Source organism: Kitasatospora sp. NPDC003701 (assembly GCF_053587085.1).
Window position 1 is genome coordinate 15,402 of record NZ_JBSFNM010000086.1, and the last position, 17,548, is coordinate 32,949.

Consider the following 17,548-nt stretch of genomic DNA (forward strand, 5'->3'; position numbering starts at 1 on the left):
CCGGCGACAGGCCCTAGGCTGGGCGGATGGAGATCCAGGGGCTGCCCGGCCGACTGCTTGCCGAGCTCGGACCGGCCATCGCCGCCGGGGAGATTCCCGAGGGCGCGGTGCTGCGCAGCGAGGAGCTGGAGGAGCGCTTCGGGGTCTCGCGGACGGTGGTCCGGGAGGCGGTGCGGATCCTGGAGGGGATGCGCCTGGTGGCCTCCCGGCGGCGGGTCGGCATCACCGTGCAACCGAGGTCGACCTGGGACGTCTTCGACCCGCTGGTGATCCGCTGGCGGCTGGCGGGCAGCGACCGCCCGGCCCAGCTGCGTTCGCTCGGCTCGCTCCGGGTCGCCGTCGAGCCGGCCGCCGCGGCGCTCGCCGCACACCACGCCACCGACGACGAACGCCGTGAACTCAGCTCACTGGCAGTGGAGTTGACGATGACGGCGCGCGCCGCCGACCTGGAGACCTTCCTGCGGCACGACATCGCCTTCCACGCCACCGTGCTGCGGGCCTCCCGCAACGAGATGTTCGCCCACCTCGGGGACACCGTGGGGGCGGTGCTGACCGGCCGGACGGAGTACCATCTGATGCCCCATCAGCCGGAGTCGTACGCGATCCGGCTGCACCGCGAGGTCGCGGAGGCGATCTGCGCGGGGGACGCCGAGCACGCGGAGCAGGCGATGCGGACGATCGTGGCGGGCGCGCTGGAGGAGCTGAACCAGCAGCTGGCGTGAGCCGCCGCCGCACCTGCGGGGCCGTCCGCCGCTTCCGGCCGGATTCCGGTACAGATCACACGATTTGACGGTAGTTCGGGGGGTTCGGACGCATAGTCCGGGTACGACGGGGCAGAGTGGTGCGCAGGGGCGCGTTTCGCGCGCCCGCTCCGCCCGACTCTGCCCGCTCTGCCACCGTGACCGCGCCTGGGGGTCGCCCGATGTCCGTCGCACGCCGTCGCCGCCTGCCCGACGAGGTACGCGCCTCCGTCGTCCGGGCGGTGCTCTGCCTGGCCTTCACGCTGGTCGGCCTGCTGATCGCGACGCTCGCCTCGTACGCGGGCAGTTGGCTGATGACACCGGCGCTGATGGCGATGGGGCTCGGGGTGTTCGGCACCATGTGGTGCCTGCTGGAGATCCTGATCTCGCGCCAGGTCGCCGCCCAGCGGATGCGCGGGCCGAACTCGGCCTCGCCGATGGCCGGCAGCCGGGCGCCGGTCGGGGCCCGGCCGGTGCCGCGCCCGGCCGGGCCCCCGAACGGGACGGCCGCGCCCCAGCCGCGGGTGCCCACGGCGTACCCGTAGGCGGGCGGGCGGCGGGTGCTCAGGCCGGGCCGACGGCCCGGTAGTGGCTGGTGAGCCGGCCGCCGTCGTCCACCACGTGGAACACCAGCATCGGCGGCTGGTCGAAGTCGATGCCGCGGCCGCCCTCGCAGGGCAGCGTGACGGTGGACACCACACCGGGCGCGACCAGCACCGGCAGCCCGGCGAAGGTGGTGGCCGCGCCGGTGTGGGAGTGGCCGCAGAGCAGGGCGGCCACCCGGGGGTGACGGCCCAGCACCTCGGCGAGCCGCTCCTCCCCGAACTGGCGGATCGGGTCGACGGTCGGCAGGTGGAGGGTCACCGGCGGGTGGTGGAAGGCCACCAGCGCCGGCCGGTCCGGGCCGCCCTCGGCGAGCGCGGTGTCCAGCCAGGCCAGGGTCTCCTCGTCGAGCAGACCGTCGGCCCGGCCGGGGATCGAGGAGTCGAGCATCAACAGGTCGGCGCCGGGCAGCGGGTGCAGCCGGTTGACCGGGCCGTCGGCGGGCGCCTCCCCGAGCACTCCCTCCTGGTAGGGCCCCCGCGCGTCGTGGTTGCCGGGGCAGGTGAGCACCGGGTGACGGGAGGCCAGCACCTTGGCGACCCGCTCGTACTCGCCCGGCAGTCCGTGGTCGGCGAGGTCGCCGGTGACCAGCACGGCGTCCAGCGGGCCGGGCAGGGCGTTGAGGTACGCCATCACCCGCTCGGCCCGCCGGTACGCGCGGGCGCCGCCGTCCCGGCGCTGCTCCTGACCGATGTGGATGTCACTGAAGTGAGCGATCGTCAGCATGCTCCCACCGTAGGCGGGCCGGGGCGGCCGCGTCAGGCCGGGGCCTGGACCTCCGTGGGACGCTTGAACATCCGGGTCGCGGTGATCTCGCCGTGGACGGTCGGGCCGTCCGGGTCCTGCGGGGCGGGCAGGCCGGGGCGCAGGTGCTCCTCCACCGAGATGTACTTGAGGCCCGCCCGCAGGTCCGCGTCGTTGCGCAGCCGGATGACCAGCGGGAACTCGGCCAGCGCGGTGGTGTCGAACAGGCCGGTGGTGTAGATCAGTTGGACGCCGAGCGCGTCGGCGACCGCCCGCTGGAGCTCCAGCAGGTAGGTGGCGTTGGCGCGGCCGATCGGGTTGTCCAGGAACAGCGTGCCGGCGTGCCGCAGCTGGGACTGGCCCCGGTCGTTGGCGCGCAGCGCCGCCATGGTGCAGTAGAGCGCGATGGCCGCGGTGAGCAGCTGGCCGCCGGAGAAGACGTCGGACATCTGGCCGACGCCGACCCGCTCGGCGCGCAGCACCGCGTCCGGCTTGAGGATCTCCACGCTCACGCCGCGCGGGCCGATCGCGGCGGCGACGCCGCGCAGCAGCAGGGACATGCCGTCGCGGCGCAGGTCGCTGTTCTTCTTGACGGCGGCGCGGGTCGCGTCGTCGATCACCTCGCCGAGGCGCTCGACCAGGGTGGCGTGGTCCGGGTCCTCGAAGCGGATCCGGAGGAACTCCTGGCCGGACCACTCCCCCAGGCCCTCGGGCAGCCGGGAGAGCCGCTGGGCGGCGCGCAGGGTGGTGAGCGAGGACTCGACCAGGCCGCGCAGCCGGTCGACGATCGAGCCGCGGTTGCGCTCCAGCTGGGCGAGCTCGTCGGTGAGCACCCGCAACCGGGGGGCGAAGGCGGTGGCCCAGGCGGCGGCGTGGTCGGGCAGGGCGGCGGCGGGCAGTTCGCGGATCTGCTGACGGGCCGGGGTGCGGACGGCCTCGTAGCGGGCCGCGTTGGCGTGCCGCACGAGCGCGTCGGAGGCGTCGCGGACGGCGAGTTCGGCGGAGGAGAGCTCACCGGTGGCGGTGCGCAGGGCGCGGCGGGCCTCGGCGGCCGCGGTGCGGGCGTCGGCGAGCGCGCCGAGGTAGGGCTCGACCGGGCGGCCGTCCTCGTCCTGGTGCTCGCGCAGGCCGTCGCGCAGCTGCCCGGCGTGCTCGTCGAAGTCGGCGGCGGCGGCCTGCGCGGCGTCGAAGGTGCGCTGCAGGTCCGCGTGGGCGGTGCGGGCGGTGTCGACGCTCTCGCGGCGCTCGGCCAGCCGGGTGGTGGCGGTGCGCAGCAGGACCTGGGCGTGCTCCGGGTCGGTGGGGACGAGGTCCTCGGGCAGCTCGGTGTGGGCCTCGCCGTCGGCGGGCGCGGAGCGCTCGGCCTCGCCGCGCAGCCGGCCGAGCTGCTCGCTGGCGGCGGCGGCGCGGGCCTCGATGGTGGCGACCAGCTCCTCCGCGCGGGCGGCGGCGGCCTGGCGGGCCGGGCCGTCGGCGCCGTCGGGGCTGCCCAGCAGCTCCTCGGCGCGGGTGCGGACCTTGTTGGTGAGGCGGTCGAGTTCGGTCGCGGCGGCGGCCTCGTCGCCCTCGGCGCGGGCCTGCTCGGCGCGCAGGTCGGCGCCGACACCGACCTTCTCGTAGAGCTGGGAGGCGGCGCGGTAGGCCTCGCGCAGGGCGGGCAGTGCGGCCGGGGCGGTGCCCTCGGGCTCGTCGGCCTGCTCGGCGGTGGGGATCTCGGCGCGCTCGGCGCGCAGGGTGCGGGCGGTGCGGCGGGCGTCGTCGGCGGCGCGCTGCGCGGCACGGCGGTCCTCGTCGCAGGTGCGGGCGCGCTCGGCGCACTGGGCCTGGCGGCGGTCGCACTCGGTCGCGTCCTCGGCGAGTTCGCGCAGGCCGCGCGTCCAGCCGGCGCGCTCGCGCAGCCGGAAGGCGAGGCCGGAGAGGGCGTCGGCGCGGCGCCGGGCCTGCTGGGCGGCCTCGCGCTGCTCCTCGTGGGCGGAGGCCGCGGCGGCGTGGTCGGTCTCGGCCTCGTCGTGGTCGGCGCGCAGGGTGGCGAGCGCGGCGGCGGCCTGCTCGGCGTGCTCGCGGGCGGCCTCGGCGGTGGCGGCCAGCTCGGCGAGGGTGCCGGGCGGGCAGCTGGCGTGCCAGGAGGCGAGGCGGGCGGCGAGGGCGCGGTCGCCGCCGAGGCGGGCGGCCAGCTCGCGGATGTGCTCCTCGCGGGCGGTGGCGCGGGAGCGCAGCTCGCGGCGCTCGCCGTCGGCGGCGGTCTCGTCGTGCATGGCCGGGTTCGGCGGGACCAGGAAGAAGGCGGGCTCGCCGGTGATCGGGGCGATCAGCGCGGCGGCGGCGCCGACCGCGACGGTGGAGCGCGGCAGCAGCGCGGCGGCCTGCAGCGTCTCGCGGGCCCGGTCGAGCGAGTTGGGGTCGGTGATCACCACGCCGTCGACCAGTTCGGGCCGGGCGGCGAGGATCGCCTCGTGGTCCGCCGGGTCGACCGACTGGGCGAGGTAGCGCCAGCCGGGCAGGGCGGGGATGCCGTGCTCGGCGAGGTACTCGACGGTGGCGAGCACGTCCGGGCCGGGCGGCAGCAGGCCGCCGTCACCGAGCGCGGCGAGGATGCGGGAGTCGTCGGCGGCCGCGGTGCGCAGGTCGAACAGGGTCCGCTCGGCGGTGGCGATGGCCTCGTCGAGCAGCTCGCGGAGCGCCTCGGCGGAGCGGTCGAGGACGGCGGGGGTGAGGAAGCCGGCCGCCTCGTCGGCGTCCGAGCCGTCCTCGCTCCACTCGGTGGGTGCGGGGGTGAGGGCGAGCAGGTCGGCCAGCCGGGGCTCGGTGGCGAGCAGGGCGGCGGTGCGCTGCTCGGTGGCGAGCGCCCGGGCGGCGGCCTTGCGGGCGTCGGTGGCGCGGGCTTCCGCGAGTTCGGCGCGGCCGGTGGCGGCGGCGGCCTCGCGCAGCCGGGCGGCGGCGGTCTCGGCGACCGTCCGGGCCTGCGCGAGGGCGGCGGCGGCGGCCTTCTCGACATCGGCGGCGTGCAGCGCGGCGCGGGCCGGGTCGGGCTCCGCGCTGCCCGGGTCGATCCAGCCGGCCTCGACCGCGGCGGCGGTCTCCCGCTCGACCTCGGCGAGGCGCTGGCGCAGGTGGTCGGACTCGCTGCGGGCCTTCTGGGCGGCGGTGGCGGCCTCGGTGGCGGCGGACTGGGCCTTGGCGCCGTCCGCCTGGAGCTCGCCGGCGCGCTGCTCCTCGGTGTCGGCGCGGTCCTCGGCGGCCGCGGCCGCGCTCTCCAGGGCGCGGGCCAGTGCGACGGCGGCGCGGGCCCGGGCGGCGAGCGCCGGGGCGGCGTCGAGCTCGGCCTCGCGGATCGCGACGGCGACCCGGGCCACCCGGTCGGCGGCGGCGCGCTGGCGCAGCACGGCCTCGGCGGCCTGCCAGGCGGAGTGCAGGGTGCGGGCCTCGATGAGCTCGCGGCGCAGCGCGGCGGCCTCGGTGGTGGCCGCGGCCAGGCCGAGGGTGGCGTGCCGGTGGGTCAGCTCGGCGGTGATCAGGGTGTGCCGGGTGCGGTCGGCCTCGGCGGCGGTGACGGCGCTCGCGGCGGCGGCGACCTCGATGGCGAGGTCCTGGGCGCGGTCGCGCTCGGCGGCGGCGCGCGAGGTCAGGGCGTGGGCGAGGCGGCGGGTGCGGCGCTCGGCGGTGCGGTGGGCCTCGCGGACGCCCTCGCGGGCGGTGGTGGCCTCGGCGATGCGCTCCAGCAGCTCCAGCGAGCCGGCGGTGAAGTCGCGTTCGGCGGTCAGCTCGGAGCGGCGGCCGAGCTTGGCGGCGAAGCCGTGGACGAGGTCGGCCAGGCCGTCGGTGTCCCGGGTGTCGGTGACGGCGCGCAGCAGCAGGTCGGTGAAGTCGCTGTCGTGCTTGACCGCGAACAGGCCGGCCGCCTCGCCCTCGTCGGCGTTCATCTCGCGCTGGTAGCGGAAGAGTTCGGGGTCGAGGCCCAGCTCCCCGAGGTGCTCCGTCCAGCGGTCGTGGCCGTCCTCGAAGACCAGGTCGAGGTGCGGGTGCGCCTTGCCGGCCTCGGTGAGGGCGTCGCGGAAGCCCTTCATGGTGCGGCGGCGGCCGCGGGCCTTCTGGTCACCGGCCAGGCTGACCCGCTCGGCGACGGGCAGCGAGTCCAGCGTCAGGCCGGGCCCGGGGCGGAAGGAGTACCAGGTCTCGGCGAACTTGCGCGGGTCGGACGAGACCTGGCGGCCGCGCCACTCGCTGACCTTGCCGACCACGATCGGCTCACCGGTGACGGTGTGCTGCCACTCCAGGGCGACGTGGCCGCAGTCGTCGGCCAGCAGGAACTTGCGCAGCACGCCGGAGCTCGCGCCGCCGAGGGTGTTGCGGTGGCCGGGGAGCATCACCGAGAAGATCAGCTTGAGCAGGACGGACTTGCCGCCGCCGTTCTCCAGGAAGAGCACACCGGCGGGGGCGGGCCGGCGGACCGGGCCGTCCGGCTCCTCGCCGAACAGGCCGATCTGCTGGGGGGCCGGGTCGGAGACGGGCTCGCCCACGCCGCGCAGGTCGAGCACCGTGTCGGCGTAGCGGGCACCGGCCGGTCCGATCGAGTACAGGCGGACCCGGTTGAGCTCGTACATGTGCGGCGGTTCTCCAGTGCGGGTGGGTCAGGAGTGCGTGGGTCGGGACTGCGGTGGGGCCGGTCCCGGGCGGGCGGCGCCCTCGGGTGGGGGCCCGGGGGTCAGAGCGAGTGGAACGGCAGGCCGGCGTCGGCCACCAGCTCGTCGCCGGTGTCCGGGGGCAGCAGGCTGGCGGTGCCGTCGGAGATCGGGACGATGCCGAGGTCGAGCAGCTCGGCCATGGCGGCGCTGCCGGCCAGGTCGCGGACCTGGAGCTGGTAGCGGGCGGTGGTGCGGTAGGTGCCGCCGGCGTCGTCCGAGGTCTTCTGCAGGAAGCCGGAGTCGACCAGGAACATCACCGCCTTGGCGACGATGCCGATGGTGGAGCCGGACAGCCGGCGGGCGTCCTTGGTGGCGCCGGTGGCGGTGCGCCGGGCCCAGACCCGCCAGGCGGCCTCCAGACCGGGGGCGTCGCTCTGCGGGTCGGTGTTGGCGCCGTCGGTCTCGGCCTGCTCCTCCAGCCGGCGGCAGGCCTGGCGGACGAAGGCGTCGACGCCGTTGACGGTGATCCGGCCGAGGTAGCCGTCGTCGGCGAGGTCCTCCGGGCGGGGGAAGGCCATCGCGGCGACGGCGAGGTGGGCCAGGCCGTGCAGGAAGCGGTCGGTCGACTCGGAGGCGGCGCGGCGCGAGTAGTCGCCCATCCGGACGGCGAAGACCGAGTCCTCGGCGGCGGCGACGGCCATGCCGGCGCGCGGCGAGACCTCCAGGACGACCAGGCCCATGCCGGTGGCGACGGCGTCGGCGAGGCGGGCGAAGGGCGGGTCCTCGCGGTGGCGGCGGACCAGCTCGGCGTACTCGGCGTCGCGGGCGGGGAGCAGCTTGGCCTGCAGGCCGAAGGAGACCAGCCGGGCGGCGTCGGCGACATCGGCCGGGGTGATCGCGGCCGGGGCGGCGGGCTCGGCCTCGGGCGCCCAGGACGTGTCGTGGTGGGTCGTCACGGGCGGTGCTCCTCGGGGCTGGTACGGGCGGTGCGGGTGCTGCGGGTGGTGCGGGTGGTGCGGGTGCTGCGGGCGCGGGGTCCGCTCGGGTGCTCGCCGGACGGGTGCCCGCCGGGCGGGCGGGGGTGGCGGGCGGTCAACTGGCGTCCTTGCGGTCGGCCGCCATCCCGGCCGCGTCGAGCAGGGCGCTGCCGACGATGAGGTCGGCGCCGCCGAACTCGTGATCGCGCAGCGGGGTGCCGTCGTCGACGGCGAAGAGCAGCCGCTCCTCGCCCTGGCGGTAGGCGGTGCCGACCGGCGGACTGGCCGCGTGCACGGCGAGCAGGGCCACCAGGTACGGGAGCTCAGGGTCCTGCCGGCGGGCGTCGGCGAGCAGCCCGGAGAGCCTGCGCGGGGCGTCGGCGGGCAGGTCGAGCAGGACCAGGGCGGCCTCCAGCTGGGCCTCGGAGAACCGGCTGTCGTCGGGGGTGGCGACGAGGTCCGGATCGGGCAGCTCGGCGCCCAGGTGCTCGCGCTCGACCGGCGGGGTGAGCAGCAGGTCGACCAGGTCGGCGACCCGGACCGAGACCGGCGTGCGCAGGCCGATGCCGCGGGCGAAGAACGCGCCGGTGGGCCGGACGGCCTGCTCGACCGGCAGCCGCAGCACGGGGGCGAGCAGCTGTCCGTAGAGGTCGATGCCGCTGCGGGCGCCGGGGGCGGCGAAGGCCTGGCGGTCCTGCTCGGCGCGGAACAGCGGGCCGGCCTCCAGCAGGCGGGTCTGCAGCTGGGTGTGGCGGCGGATGCAGTCCTTGACGATGTCGACCAGCTCGGCGGCGCGGCGCTTGTGCTCGGGCTCCTCCGCCTCGTCGCGGGCCTTGCGGATGTTGGTGAGAATCGCGTTCTCGTGCCGGTAGCGGTCGGCGATGTGGTCGAGCGCCTCGTCGATGAGGTCGGGGACGGCCTGCATCCAGTCGACCGCGCGCACGTTGCGCCGGGTGGCGTCCAGGGCCCGGCGCAGCGTCTCGGCGTACTGGACGGTGCGGTAGCGGGCCTGCTCGGCGGCGAGCTGGGCGTCGGCCAGGCGGCCGCGCCGGATCAGCACCTCCAGCTTGACCTCGGCGGCGATCTGCGCGGAGGTGACGTCGGTGTCGAGTGCGCCGACCAGGACGTTGACCGCCTCGTCGGTGGTGCGCAGGTAGACGCCGCCGTCGGGGCCGGGCACCTCCTCGATCAGCTTGAAGTCGTAGTCGCGGCGGACGTAGGCGCCGTCCTGGCCGAAGGTGCCGTAGACGGCGCGGAAGCCCCGGTCGACGCTGCCGACGTTGATCAGCGACTCCAGCACCCAGCGGGCGACCCGCTCGTGCTCGGCGGTCGGCCGGGCGGTGGCCTGGGCGGCGACCCGGGGCAGCAGCCGGGCGAGCACTATGTCGCGGTCGGCGCCGGTGTCGAAGTCCATGTGCAGGGTGACCAGGTCGATCGCGGCGAGACCGACCTCGGCCATCGCGTAGCCGCCGTACTCGCCGGCCAGCATCACCTTGCGGCTGTCCAGGTCGTGCAGCGGGGCGGTGCAGGCCAGCGCCTTGAGCCGGCGGGCCAGGCCCTCGTCGGCGGCGGGGCCGGGCGCGGGCCGCGCGGCGGCGGCGGGCCCGGCGGGCGGCCGGAGCCCGGACTCGGTGGGCGGGTCAGCGATGGCGGTCACGGTGGACAAGATTAGAGGTAGGCACCGACATCGACCGAAACGGACCTTCCGGACGGCCCGGACAGGCGCTCGAACCGCAGGCGGTGGAACCGGCTTTCGACGAAACGCCCGCACGGCGCGGCCGACCCGGCCATCATGCCTCATATGATCATCAGACTGGTACGAGGCGGCGTGACCGCTGCCCTGGCCGTGGCCACGCTCACCGCCGGCACCGTCGTCGCCGACGCCGCGACCACTGCCTCGCCCACCGCCCGCACGGCGGTCACCGGCCCGAACGTCAGCGTGACCCAGGCCGGCAACTACCCGATCTTCCCGGTCGACAACACCAACTTCTCGGTGACCTGGACGTCCTCCGGCACCGCCGACCTCACCGGGGTCACCCACCTCACCGTCGAACTGCCGCCCGGCCTGACCACCAACGGCGCGACGATCACCTCGTTCCCCGACTACTCCTTCACCGAGACGGTCTCGCCCGACGGCCGCCGGCTGGACGCCTTCTTCACCGGCAACCGGGCCCCGGGGCGCAGCGAGTTCATGAAGGTCTACGTCGCCTCCCACGGCACCCGGCCGTCCGGCACGATCAAGGTCACGGCCGCGAACCGGAACGACGCGAACCCGGCCGACAACGTCTCGACCTACCTGCTCGGCAGCGGCCCGCAGGCCCCCGCCACCCAGGCCGCCCCGGCGGTGACCGGCATCTCCACCGTGACCGGCCCGGGCACGGGCGGCACCGCCGTCACCCTGACCGGGACCAACCTGGACAACGGCTTCGTCCTGTTCGGCGGCTCGGTCGCGGCCGGCGCCTGCACCGCCACCGGGTGCACCGTGACCGCGCCCGGCGGCACCGGCAGCACGCCGGTGACCGTGGTCACCCCGGGCGGCTCCGCGGCCGCCCCCGCCGCGTTCGACTACACCGGCGCGGCTCCCCCGGCGCCGGCCGCCCCGGTGGTCACCGGTCTGACCACCAGCACCGGGCCGGCCGCCGGCGGCACCGGCATCTACGTCCAGGGCAGCGGGCTGGCCGCCGGCACCGTGCTCTTCGGCGGGGTGCCGGCCACGCGCTCCTCGTGCGGCCCGACGCTCTGCTCGGCGACCGCACCGGCGGGCACCGGCGTGGTCGACGTGACGGTGACCACCCCCGGCGGGACCAGCGCGACCGTCGCGGGCGACCGGTACACGTACACCGCCTGACGAGGCCGCCCCGCGGGGCCCGGTGCCGGGGAAAGCGCCGGGCCCCGCTGCGTCGCGCCGGGCGGCGGGGCGGCGCGCCCGGCGGCGGGGCGGCGGTCCGCTCGGCAGGGCGGCGACGGTCCGCTCGGCAGTCGGCGCAGCAGTCCGCGCAGTAGTCCGTGCAGCAGTCCGCAGCAAAGTTGAACATGTTCAATTAAGCGGTCTAGAGTCACTGCCGTGCAGGTGGGACAGCCCGTCCCGCCGCCTCGTCGGCATGGGGGTCGACCGGTATGAACGGCACGTCCGAGAGCTTGACCGAGAGCCCGCTCGACGGTGAGCGGGCCGCACTCCGGCGGGTACGGCGATGGCTCGGGGCCTTCGTGGTCTGCCTCGTCCTGAGCGGCCTGACGGCCTTCCCGCTGGAGACCGAGACGCGGTGGCTGGCCGACTTCGCGGCCGGCCCGGCGGCCCCGCTCACCGACCACCTCCCGGCCCTGCGGGAGTGGACCGAGCGGATTCGCGACGGCATCGCCGACACCAACACCCGCTACCCCTTCCTGGCCTATGGCACCGACTGGCTGGCCTTCGCCCACCTGGTGATCGCGGCCGCGTTCTGGGGCCCGATCAAGGACCCGGTGCGCAATGTCTGGGTGATCCGGTGGGCCGTCCTCGCCTGCGCGGGCATCCTCCCGCTGGCGCTGATCTGCGGGCCGCTCCGGGGCATTCCGCTGTACTGGCGATTCGTCGACATGTCGTTCGGCATCATCGGCGTGGTGCCGCTGCTCGTCGTGCTGCACGCGCTCCGGCCGCTGGAACGGCCCGCCCGAACCGCCGCCGTCGCCGGCTGAGCCGTCCGGGGGAACGCCCGGGCACCCCTCACGCCCGGTGCACCGGACAACGACCGGGCAGCGGCAACGGCCGTCACGCACAGGCCCTACGATCTGGCTCAACAGCTGCTGGGAGGCGGACGGGCGTGGCCGATGCGGTGATCGATCTCAATGCGGACCTCGGTGAGGGGTTCGGACGCTGGACGCTGACCGACGACGAAGCCCTGCTCTCCGTGGTGACCAGCGCCAACGTCGCCTGCGGCTTCCACGCCGGAGATCCGTCCACCATGCGCCGGGTCTGCGCGCTGGCCGCCGAGCGCGGTGTGCGGATCGGCGCCCAGGTCTCCTACCGCGACCTGGCCGGCTTCGGCCGCCGGGCGATGGACGTCCCCCCGGAGGAGCTGGCCGACGAGATCGCCTACCAGATCGGCGCCCTCCAGGTGTTCGCCCGTGCGGCGGGCTCCCGGGTCTCCTACGTCAAGCCGCACGGCGCCCTCTACAACCGGGTGGTGACCGATGCCGAACAGGCCGAGGCGGTCGTCGCGGGCGTCCTGCGGGCCGGGGCGGTCTGCGACGGCCCGCTGCCCGTGCTCGGCCTGCCCGGCTCCCGGCTGCTGGCGGTCGCCGAGGGCGTCGGACTGCCGGTGGTCACCGAGGCGTTCGCCGACCGCGCCTACACCTGGGCCGGCACCCTGGTGCCGCGCCGCGAGCCGGACGCCGTCATCCAGGACCCCGAGACGGTCATCACCCGCGCGGTCGGGATGGCCCGGGACGGTGTGGTCGAGGCCGTCGGCGGCGAGCCGATCGGCGTCGAGGCCCGCTCCCTGTGCGTGCACGGTGACACGCCCGGCGCCGCCCAGCTGGCCTGGCGGATCCGCGGCGCGCTCGCCTCGGCGGGCGTGCGGGTGGAGCCCTTCGCGTGACGGCCGACGGCGTGCGGACGGGCGCGGCGCGACCGCCGGCCTCCCCGGGCCCGGGGGCTCCGCGCCCGCCGGTGGCGGTCGGGGCGCCCGGGTGAGCGGCGCACCGCTGATCCGGGCGGTGGGCGAGCGCGCGCTGCTGGTCGAGGTCGCCGGGGCCGCCGAGGTCGGCGCGCTGTACAGCTGGCTGCGCGAACGCCAGGCGGCGGGCGAGCTGCCCCCGGTGGAGGAGATCGTCCCGGCCGCGCGGACCGTCCTGCTCGACGGCGTGGCCGACGTCCGGGCGCTGGCCGCACTGCTGCGCGCCGCCCGCCCGTCGGCGGCCGGCGTCTCCCCCGGCCCCCTCCTGGAGGTGCCGACCGTCTACGACGGCGCCGACCTCGCCGAGGTGGCGGCGCTCTGGGCGGTCTCGCCCGAGGCGGCCGTACGGATCCACACCGCACCCGAGTACGTCGTCGCCTTCTGCGGCTTCGCCCCCGGCTTCGGCTACCTCACCGGCCTGCCGCGGCAGTACGAGGCACCGCGCCGGGCCACCCCCCGCAGTTCCGTCCCGGCCGGCTCGGTCGCGCTGGCCGGCCCCTACACCGGCGTCTACCCGCGCTCCTCCCCCGGCGGCTGGCAGCTCCTCGGCCGCACCGGCCTGCCGCTCTGGGACGCCTCCCGCGAACCGGCGGCCCTGTTGGCCCCGGGCGTGCGGGTCCGCTTCACCGCGATCCGCGGCGGTGCGGGGTGACGGCACCGCGCGAACCGTCGGCCGCTCGTGAACCGTCGGCCGCTCCCGGGCTGCCGGCCGGCCGTGAGCTGCTGGTCGTCCGGCCCGGACCGCTGACCACCGTGCAGGACCTCGGGCGGCGCGGCGTCGCCCACCTCGGCGTGCCCCGGGCCGGTGCGCTCGACGAGCCGGCGCTGCACGCCGCCAACCGCCTCGTCGGCAACGAGCCCGGCACCGCCGCACTGGAGACCACCCTCGGCGGGGTCGCCCTGCGCGCGCACGGGCCGGTCGTCGTCGCCGTCACCGGCGCCCCCTCGGCGGTACGCGTGAACGGGCGGACCGCCGCCTGGGGCGCAGCCGTCGCCGTTCCCGACGGGGCCCTGCTGGAGGTCGGCGCCGCCACCCACGGCGTGCGCGGCTACCTCGCGGTGGCGGGCGGGATCGCCGTTCCGCCGGTGCTCGGCAGCCGCTCGGCCGACCTGCTGTCGGGGCTGGGCCCGGCTCCGCTGGCCGCCGGCGACGTGCTGCCGGTCGGGCCTCCCCCGCCCCTTCGGCCGGCGCCCGACCTGGTGCCGCTGCCCGCTCCCCCGACGGAGCTGGTGCTGCGGCTGCGGCTCGGACCGCGGACGGACTGGTTCGCGCCGCAGTCGGTCGCCCGGCTGGCCCGCGACCACTACCGGGTGGCACCGGCGAGCAACCGGATCGCGCTGCGCACCGAGGGCCCGCCGGTCGGCCGGGCCGTCGGCGGCGAACTGCCCAGCGAGGGCATGGTGTTGGGGGCCGTGCAGATCCCCCCGGACGGACGGCCCGTGGTCTTCCTGGCCGACCATCCCACCACCGGCGGCTACCCCGTCGTGGGCGTCGTGCCGCCCGCCGACCTCGCCGCGGCCGCCCAGGCGCGCCCGGGGACGCCGCTGCGGTTCGTGGTGCTGCGGTTCGTGGCGCTGCGGGGCTGAGCGGAGGGACGGCGGCGCCCCTCCGCTGCCCTCCGCCGCCCGTCTGGCCGCGTGCCTGTCTGCCCGCCCGCCTGGCCCGCCTCAGTCGAAGCAGGTCGGGCAGGACTTGGTGGCCACCCGGTCGCAGTTGCCCGCGGTGGCCCGCAGGGGCTGCGCGTAGGTGACGTGGTAGCCGGAGACCGGCTCCGTCACCCAGCCGTACTGGGGCGCCGCGAGGATGCTCTCCGTGAGGTGGAAACACCCCGGCAGGTGGGCGTAGCCGCTGGGCGAGACGATGGCCGTCGCCCCCGCGGGCCAGCCCACCCAGGCGGCACCGAGCGCCGCCCTACCGCGATCGAGACGCGGCGTCGACCCGTCGGCCGGGCAATCGCACCATGACATCTCGCACCGCTCGCACCAATCGGCACCCACACCCGTCTCCTCCCCTGGGACGGGTGGATCCTACTGATCGCGGGTGCGGCGCTTCACCCCGGGTCACCGCGTCAACAAGGCTTCGGCGACGGCGCGTTGAGTGGGAGCGAGGGTGGTCCCACCGTCCTCGACGCCCCAGAGGGCGTTCTGGAGGACGCGGGCGAGGGTCCACGAGGTGGCACGGGCGCGGTCGAGGCCCAGGACGTCGGTCATCAGGTCGAAGCGGCGGTGAAGGGCGCGCCGCACGTCACCGGTGGCGGCGAGGTCGGCCCACCGGTTGTGGAGGGCCGGCAGGAGTTCGAAGCCGGGGTCACCGGCGAGCGGCTTCGGATCGATGGCCAGCCAGGGCGCGCGGCCGTCGGAGCCCTCGGGGGCAAGCACGTTGCCGTAGTGCAGGTCCCAGTGCAGCAGACGGTCGCCCGGCTCCGGGCGGACCTCGCGGAGGGCGGCGGCGCAGTCCGCGACCAACCGGCGGTCCCCCGGATCGGCCAGGGCCGCGAGCGCCGCCGGGACCTGCGCCAGCATCGCGTCGGCGAGGTCGGCCAAGTGACGGAGTCCGGGCGGGGCCTGATGTTCCGTCAGGCGTGCCAGCAGCCCGGCGAGGACGCGCAGGGCGGCGAGGTCGTCCGGAACGGCGTGCAGGGAGCGGTTCGGGTCCAGGCGTTCGAGCAGCATCGAGCCGGTTGCCGGGTCGTGGGCGAGGAGGCGGACGGCACCTCGGCCGTCCCAGGCCCGCAGGGCCACCGGCTCGCCCACGGTCTCCTCGTCGACGGGTTGGAGCTTGAGCGCGCCGGGTGTGCCGTCGGCGCGCAGCACCGGGAGGACGAGCCCGAGCACGCCGTGGGCGGGCGGGCCGGCGAGCCGCAGCCGCCAACGCTCCATCAGCCCGGCAGCGAGCGACGGAAGCCGGGCCACCCAGCCGCGCCCGGCCTCCCCCAGGCAGTCGACCAGGGAGGCCGCCAGCGACTCCGGCACCCGGATCGGCGCGGGGCCGGGCGTGGACGGGGCTGCGTTCGGCATGGCGGACGGCTCCTGGGCAGCAGGGGTGGGCGGGGACGAGGGGCCGGTCGGTCGGCTGGCTCACCGGCGTGGCGCCGTCTGCCAGGGTGGCACGACCTCGCGGGGTGGCACGACGGGTCAGCTCTGCGCGGTCTGCCATCTCCGCGTGTCGTGCCACTTCTGCACTTCATGCCACTTCTGCGTGAAGCGCCACTCCTGCACGCCGCGCCAGTTCGTCGTGTCGTGCCACCTCTGCACGTCGTGCCGGACGGGCGGGCCGTGCCAGGTCTGCACGCGGTGTCGCCTGTCGGCCCGCCGGGCCCGGGCGGCGCGAGGTGCCTCCGTGGCATGTCGTGCTGACGTGGCATGTCGTGCCGATGCGGCACGGCCCGCCACAACGGCACCACGCGCCGTCCTGACACGGCCCGCCAGCCAGGCACCACGCGCCACCCTGGCGCCGCCCGCCGTCCAACCCCGGCATGCCCTTCAGGCGCGACGCGCCAGCGCGGCGGCGGCAACCACCGCGAAGGCCTCCGGATTGTCGAACATGATGTTGTGGCCGCAGTCCGGTATCGCCACCACGTCGACCCCCGACTCCCGCAGCCGCTCCGCACCCGGCAGCTCGCCGTCGGCCTCCGGGTGGAGGAACGTCCTCGGGAGATCCATGTCGAGCAGGAGCTCACGCACGCTCGGCACAGTGCCACGGACGGAGGCGACGGCGCTGCGATGGAGGGCCTCCGGGCCGGCCAGCCGCATGGTGGACCACCAGAGCGGCCCGACCCACTGCCGAACCTCCTCCCGGCCGCCGGCCAGGAACTCCTCCTCGCTGAAGGTCGCGATCCCGCTGCTGCCCGGACGCCGGACCGGCGTGCTCGGGTCGAGGTTGGCGTCGACCAGGAGGAGGTTCGCGACCAGCCGGGGGTGCCGGTGGGCGAGGACGGCCGCCACCGCACCGCCCATGCTGTGCCCGACCAGCTCGACTCCCGCCAGGCCCGCCTGGTCGAGCGCCGCCGCCACCGCGTCGGCGTGGGCCTCCAGCGTGTACGAGAAGTCGGTCGGCCGGTCACTGATGCCGAAGCCCAGCAGGTCGAGCAGGAGCGAGCGGCGCCCGGTGAGCAGCGGGTGCGCCGCAGCGGCGGCGAAGTAGACGGGCGAGCTGGAACCGAGGCCGTGCAGGTAGACCCGGGCCGGCTCGGCGCCGGGCACCTCCACCCAACGGATCTGGTCCTTGCTCGGGGTGACGATGGCGTGATGCACGGTCGTACTCCTTCTCGGGGCAGGGCAGGGCGACGGGGCCACCGCACGGCGTCGCGTCGCGGTTCCTCGCGACGGAAGGACCATACCTCGGCATCGAGGTATAGCGGCACTGATATATCGCGTTCGATCTGAGAGAGTGGCCCCATGCTGAAGCTCGCGATCCTCGGGTTCCTCCGTGACCGGCCCCTGCACGGCTACGAGCTGCGCCGTCACCTCGCCGCGCTCACCGGACACGTCCGACCGATCAGCGACGGCACCCTCTACCCGGCGATCAAGCGCCTGGAGGCCGACGACCTGCTGGTCCGCACCACCGAGCCGGGCACGGCGGCCGCGCCCCGGCACACCCTCCACCTCACCGAGGCGGGCCGGACCGCCCTGCTCGACCGGCTCCGCACACCGGAGGACCTGGACATCAGCGACGAGAACCGCTGGTTCACCGTGCTGGCCTTCCTCCGCCACCTCGACGACGAACCGGGGGCGCAGGCCGCCGTGCTCCGCCGCCGGCTCGCCTTCCTCAGCGAACCGGCGAGCTTCTTCTACGACGGCACCCGCCCGGTGGGCGCCGAGGAGGTCGGCGACCCGTTCCGTCGCGGGATGCTGCTGATCGCCCGCGCCACCACCGAGACCGAACTGGCCTGGCTGCGCGACACCCTGGCAGCCCTCGACCGGGCCTGACCCGACCGGCCGGCACGCGAACCCGCAGAACGAGGACCCGCAGACCACCAACCCGCCCGGCGGGAAGCCACCCGAAGCGATCCGGCCCAAGCGATCCGGCCGGACGAGAAGCCAGCGGCCGCACCCCGGCCGCACCGGAGGAAACGGCGGAGCCGTGGCCCGCACCATCCCCCATCGGGTCGGTGCTGGAGCCCAGCGTCCGCTCGGTCTACCCGGCGAGCAGCCAGCGGCTGTACAGCTTCCGCGACATCCTCCTGTTGAAGATCGTGAAGCGGCTG

General features: G+C 76.1%; 16 protein-coding genes. 8 read left to right on the forward strand and 8 right to left on the reverse strand.

Annotation, left to right across the window (positions count from 1 at the left end):
* The first annotated feature begins 26 nt into the window (after positions 1-26).
* Positions 27-722: a FadR/GntR family transcriptional regulator gene (locus tag ACWDRR_RS40875; protein WP_449777385.1), complete on the forward strand. Its 696-nt coding sequence runs from the start codon at positions 27-29 to the stop codon at positions 720-722.
* Positions 723-922: 200 nt separating this feature from the next.
* Entirely contained in the window at positions 923-1,285 is a 363-nt protein-coding gene (locus tag ACWDRR_RS40880; RefSeq protein ID WP_449777386.1) for a hypothetical protein, read from the forward strand.
* 19 nt (positions 1,286-1,304) lie between these two features.
* Here ACWDRR_RS40880 and ACWDRR_RS40885 read toward each other — a convergent pair whose 3' ends face one another.
* The 5 genes from ACWDRR_RS40885 to ACWDRR_RS40905 form a co-directional block, all read right to left on the reverse strand.
* On the reverse strand, positions 1,305-2,069 hold the full coding sequence (locus tag ACWDRR_RS40885) for a metallophosphoesterase (protein WP_449777387.1): 765 nt from the start codon (positions 2,067-2,069) through the stop codon (positions 1,305-1,307).
* A 32-nt stretch (positions 2,070-2,101) separates the two neighbouring features.
* Complete coding sequence (locus ACWDRR_RS40890; protein ID WP_449777388.1) at positions 2,102-6,688, reverse strand: hypothetical protein; 4,587 nt, start codon at positions 6,686-6,688, stop codon at positions 2,102-2,104.
* Positions 6,689-6,789: 101 nt separating this feature from the next.
* Positions 6,790-7,665: a hypothetical protein gene (locus ACWDRR_RS40895; RefSeq protein ID WP_449777389.1), complete on the reverse strand. Its 876-nt coding sequence runs from the start codon at positions 7,663-7,665 to the stop codon at positions 6,790-6,792.
* Positions 7,662-7,805: a hypothetical protein gene (locus tag ACWDRR_RS40900; RefSeq protein WP_449777390.1), complete on the reverse strand. Its 144-nt coding sequence runs from the start codon at positions 7,803-7,805 to the stop codon at positions 7,662-7,664. Before ACWDRR_RS40900 ends, ACWDRR_RS40895 begins: the two co-directional genes overlap by 4 nt.
* Positions 7,802-9,343 (reverse strand): hypothetical protein, encoded by a 1,542-nt coding sequence (locus ACWDRR_RS40905; protein ID WP_449777391.1) that lies wholly within the window; start codon positions 9,341-9,343, stop codon positions 7,802-7,804. Before ACWDRR_RS40905 ends, ACWDRR_RS40900 begins: the two co-directional genes overlap by 4 nt.
* A gap of 144 nt (positions 9,344-9,487) precedes the next feature.
* Here ACWDRR_RS40905 and ACWDRR_RS40910 point away from each other — a divergent pair, with 144 nt between their 5' ends.
* From ACWDRR_RS40910 to ACWDRR_RS40930, 5 genes are all read left to right on the forward strand, one after another.
* Positions 9,488-10,534: an IPT/TIG domain-containing protein gene (locus ACWDRR_RS40910; protein ID WP_449777392.1), complete on the forward strand. Its 1,047-nt coding sequence runs from the start codon at positions 9,488-9,490 to the stop codon at positions 10,532-10,534.
* Positions 10,535-10,803: 269 nt separating this feature from the next.
* On the forward strand, positions 10,804-11,361 hold the full coding sequence (locus tag ACWDRR_RS40915; protein ID WP_449777393.1) for a hypothetical protein: 558 nt from the start codon (positions 10,804-10,806) through the stop codon (positions 11,359-11,361).
* 125 nt (positions 11,362-11,486) lie between these two features.
* Positions 11,487-12,263 carry a LamB/YcsF family protein gene (locus ACWDRR_RS40920; protein ID WP_449777394.1) on the forward strand — a complete coding sequence of 259 codons (777 nt, stop codon included), beginning with the start codon at positions 11,487-11,489 and terminating at the stop codon, positions 12,261-12,263.
* A 91-nt stretch (positions 12,264-12,354) separates the two neighbouring features.
* The gene (gene pxpB, locus ACWDRR_RS40925; protein WP_449777395.1) at positions 12,355-12,993 is read left to right on the forward strand and encodes a 5-oxoprolinase subunit PxpB; all 639 of its coding nucleotides are present in this window, start codon (positions 12,355-12,357) and stop codon (positions 12,991-12,993) included.
* A gap of 50 nt (positions 12,994-13,043) precedes the next feature.
* Positions 13,044-13,928 carry a 5-oxoprolinase subunit C family protein gene (locus ACWDRR_RS40930; RefSeq protein WP_449777400.1) on the forward strand — a complete coding sequence of 295 codons (885 nt, stop codon included), beginning with the start codon at positions 13,044-13,046 and terminating at the stop codon, positions 13,926-13,928.
* 81 nt (positions 13,929-14,009) lie between these two features.
* Here ACWDRR_RS40930 and ACWDRR_RS40935 read toward each other — a convergent pair whose 3' ends face one another.
* The 3 genes from ACWDRR_RS40935 to ACWDRR_RS40945 form a co-directional block, all read right to left on the reverse strand.
* On the reverse strand, positions 14,010-14,231 hold the full coding sequence (locus ACWDRR_RS40935) for a hypothetical protein (RefSeq protein ID WP_449777396.1): 222 nt from the start codon (positions 14,229-14,231) through the stop codon (positions 14,010-14,012).
* A gap of 171 nt (positions 14,232-14,402) precedes the next feature.
* Entirely contained in the window at positions 14,403-15,359 is a 957-nt protein-coding gene (locus tag ACWDRR_RS40940; RefSeq protein ID WP_449777397.1) for an aminoglycoside phosphotransferase family protein, read from the reverse strand.
* A 465-nt stretch (positions 15,360-15,824) separates the two neighbouring features.
* The gene (locus ACWDRR_RS40945) at positions 15,825-16,595 is read right to left on the reverse strand and encodes an alpha/beta fold hydrolase (protein ID WP_449777398.1); all 771 of its coding nucleotides are present in this window, start codon (positions 16,593-16,595) and stop codon (positions 15,825-15,827) included.
* Between the two features lie 144 nt (positions 16,596-16,739).
* On the opposite strand from ACWDRR_RS40945, the gene ACWDRR_RS40950 reads away from it, so the two are divergent.
* Positions 16,740-17,270 (forward strand): PadR family transcriptional regulator, encoded by a 531-nt coding sequence (locus ACWDRR_RS40950; RefSeq protein ID WP_449777399.1) that lies wholly within the window; start codon positions 16,740-16,742, stop codon positions 17,268-17,270.
* Positions 17,271-17,548 lie beyond the last annotated feature (278 nt).

Excerpts from the sequence above, each read along its gene's own strand:
- ACWDRR_RS40880 (WP_449777386.1), top strand. The coding sequence starts at position 923 with ATGTCCGTCGCACGCCGTCGCCGCCTGCCCGACGAGGTACGCGCCTCC.
- ACWDRR_RS40940 (WP_449777397.1), bottom strand. The coding sequence starts at position 15,359 with ATGCCGAACGCAGCCCCGTCCACGCCCGGCCCCGCGCCGATCCGGGTG.
- ACWDRR_RS40950 (WP_449777399.1), top strand. The coding sequence starts at position 16,740 with ATGCTGAAGCTCGCGATCCTCGGGTTCCTCCGTGACCGGCCCCTGCAC.
- ACWDRR_RS40890 (WP_449777388.1), bottom strand. The coding sequence starts at position 6,688 with ATGTACGAGCTCAACCGGGTCCGCCTGTACTCGATCGGACCGGCCGGT.
- ACWDRR_RS40910 (WP_449777392.1), top strand. The coding sequence starts at position 9,488 with ATGATCATCAGACTGGTACGAGGCGGCGTGACCGCTGCCCTGGCCGTG.
- ACWDRR_RS40915 (WP_449777393.1), top strand. The coding sequence starts at position 10,804 with ATGAACGGCACGTCCGAGAGCTTGACCGAGAGCCCGCTCGACGGTGAG.
- ACWDRR_RS40875 (WP_449777385.1), top strand. The coding sequence starts at position 27 with ATGGAGATCCAGGGGCTGCCCGGCCGACTGCTTGCCGAGCTCGGACCG.
- ACWDRR_RS40885 (WP_449777387.1), bottom strand. The coding sequence starts at position 2,069 with ATGCTGACGATCGCTCACTTCAGTGACATCCACATCGGTCAGGAGCAG.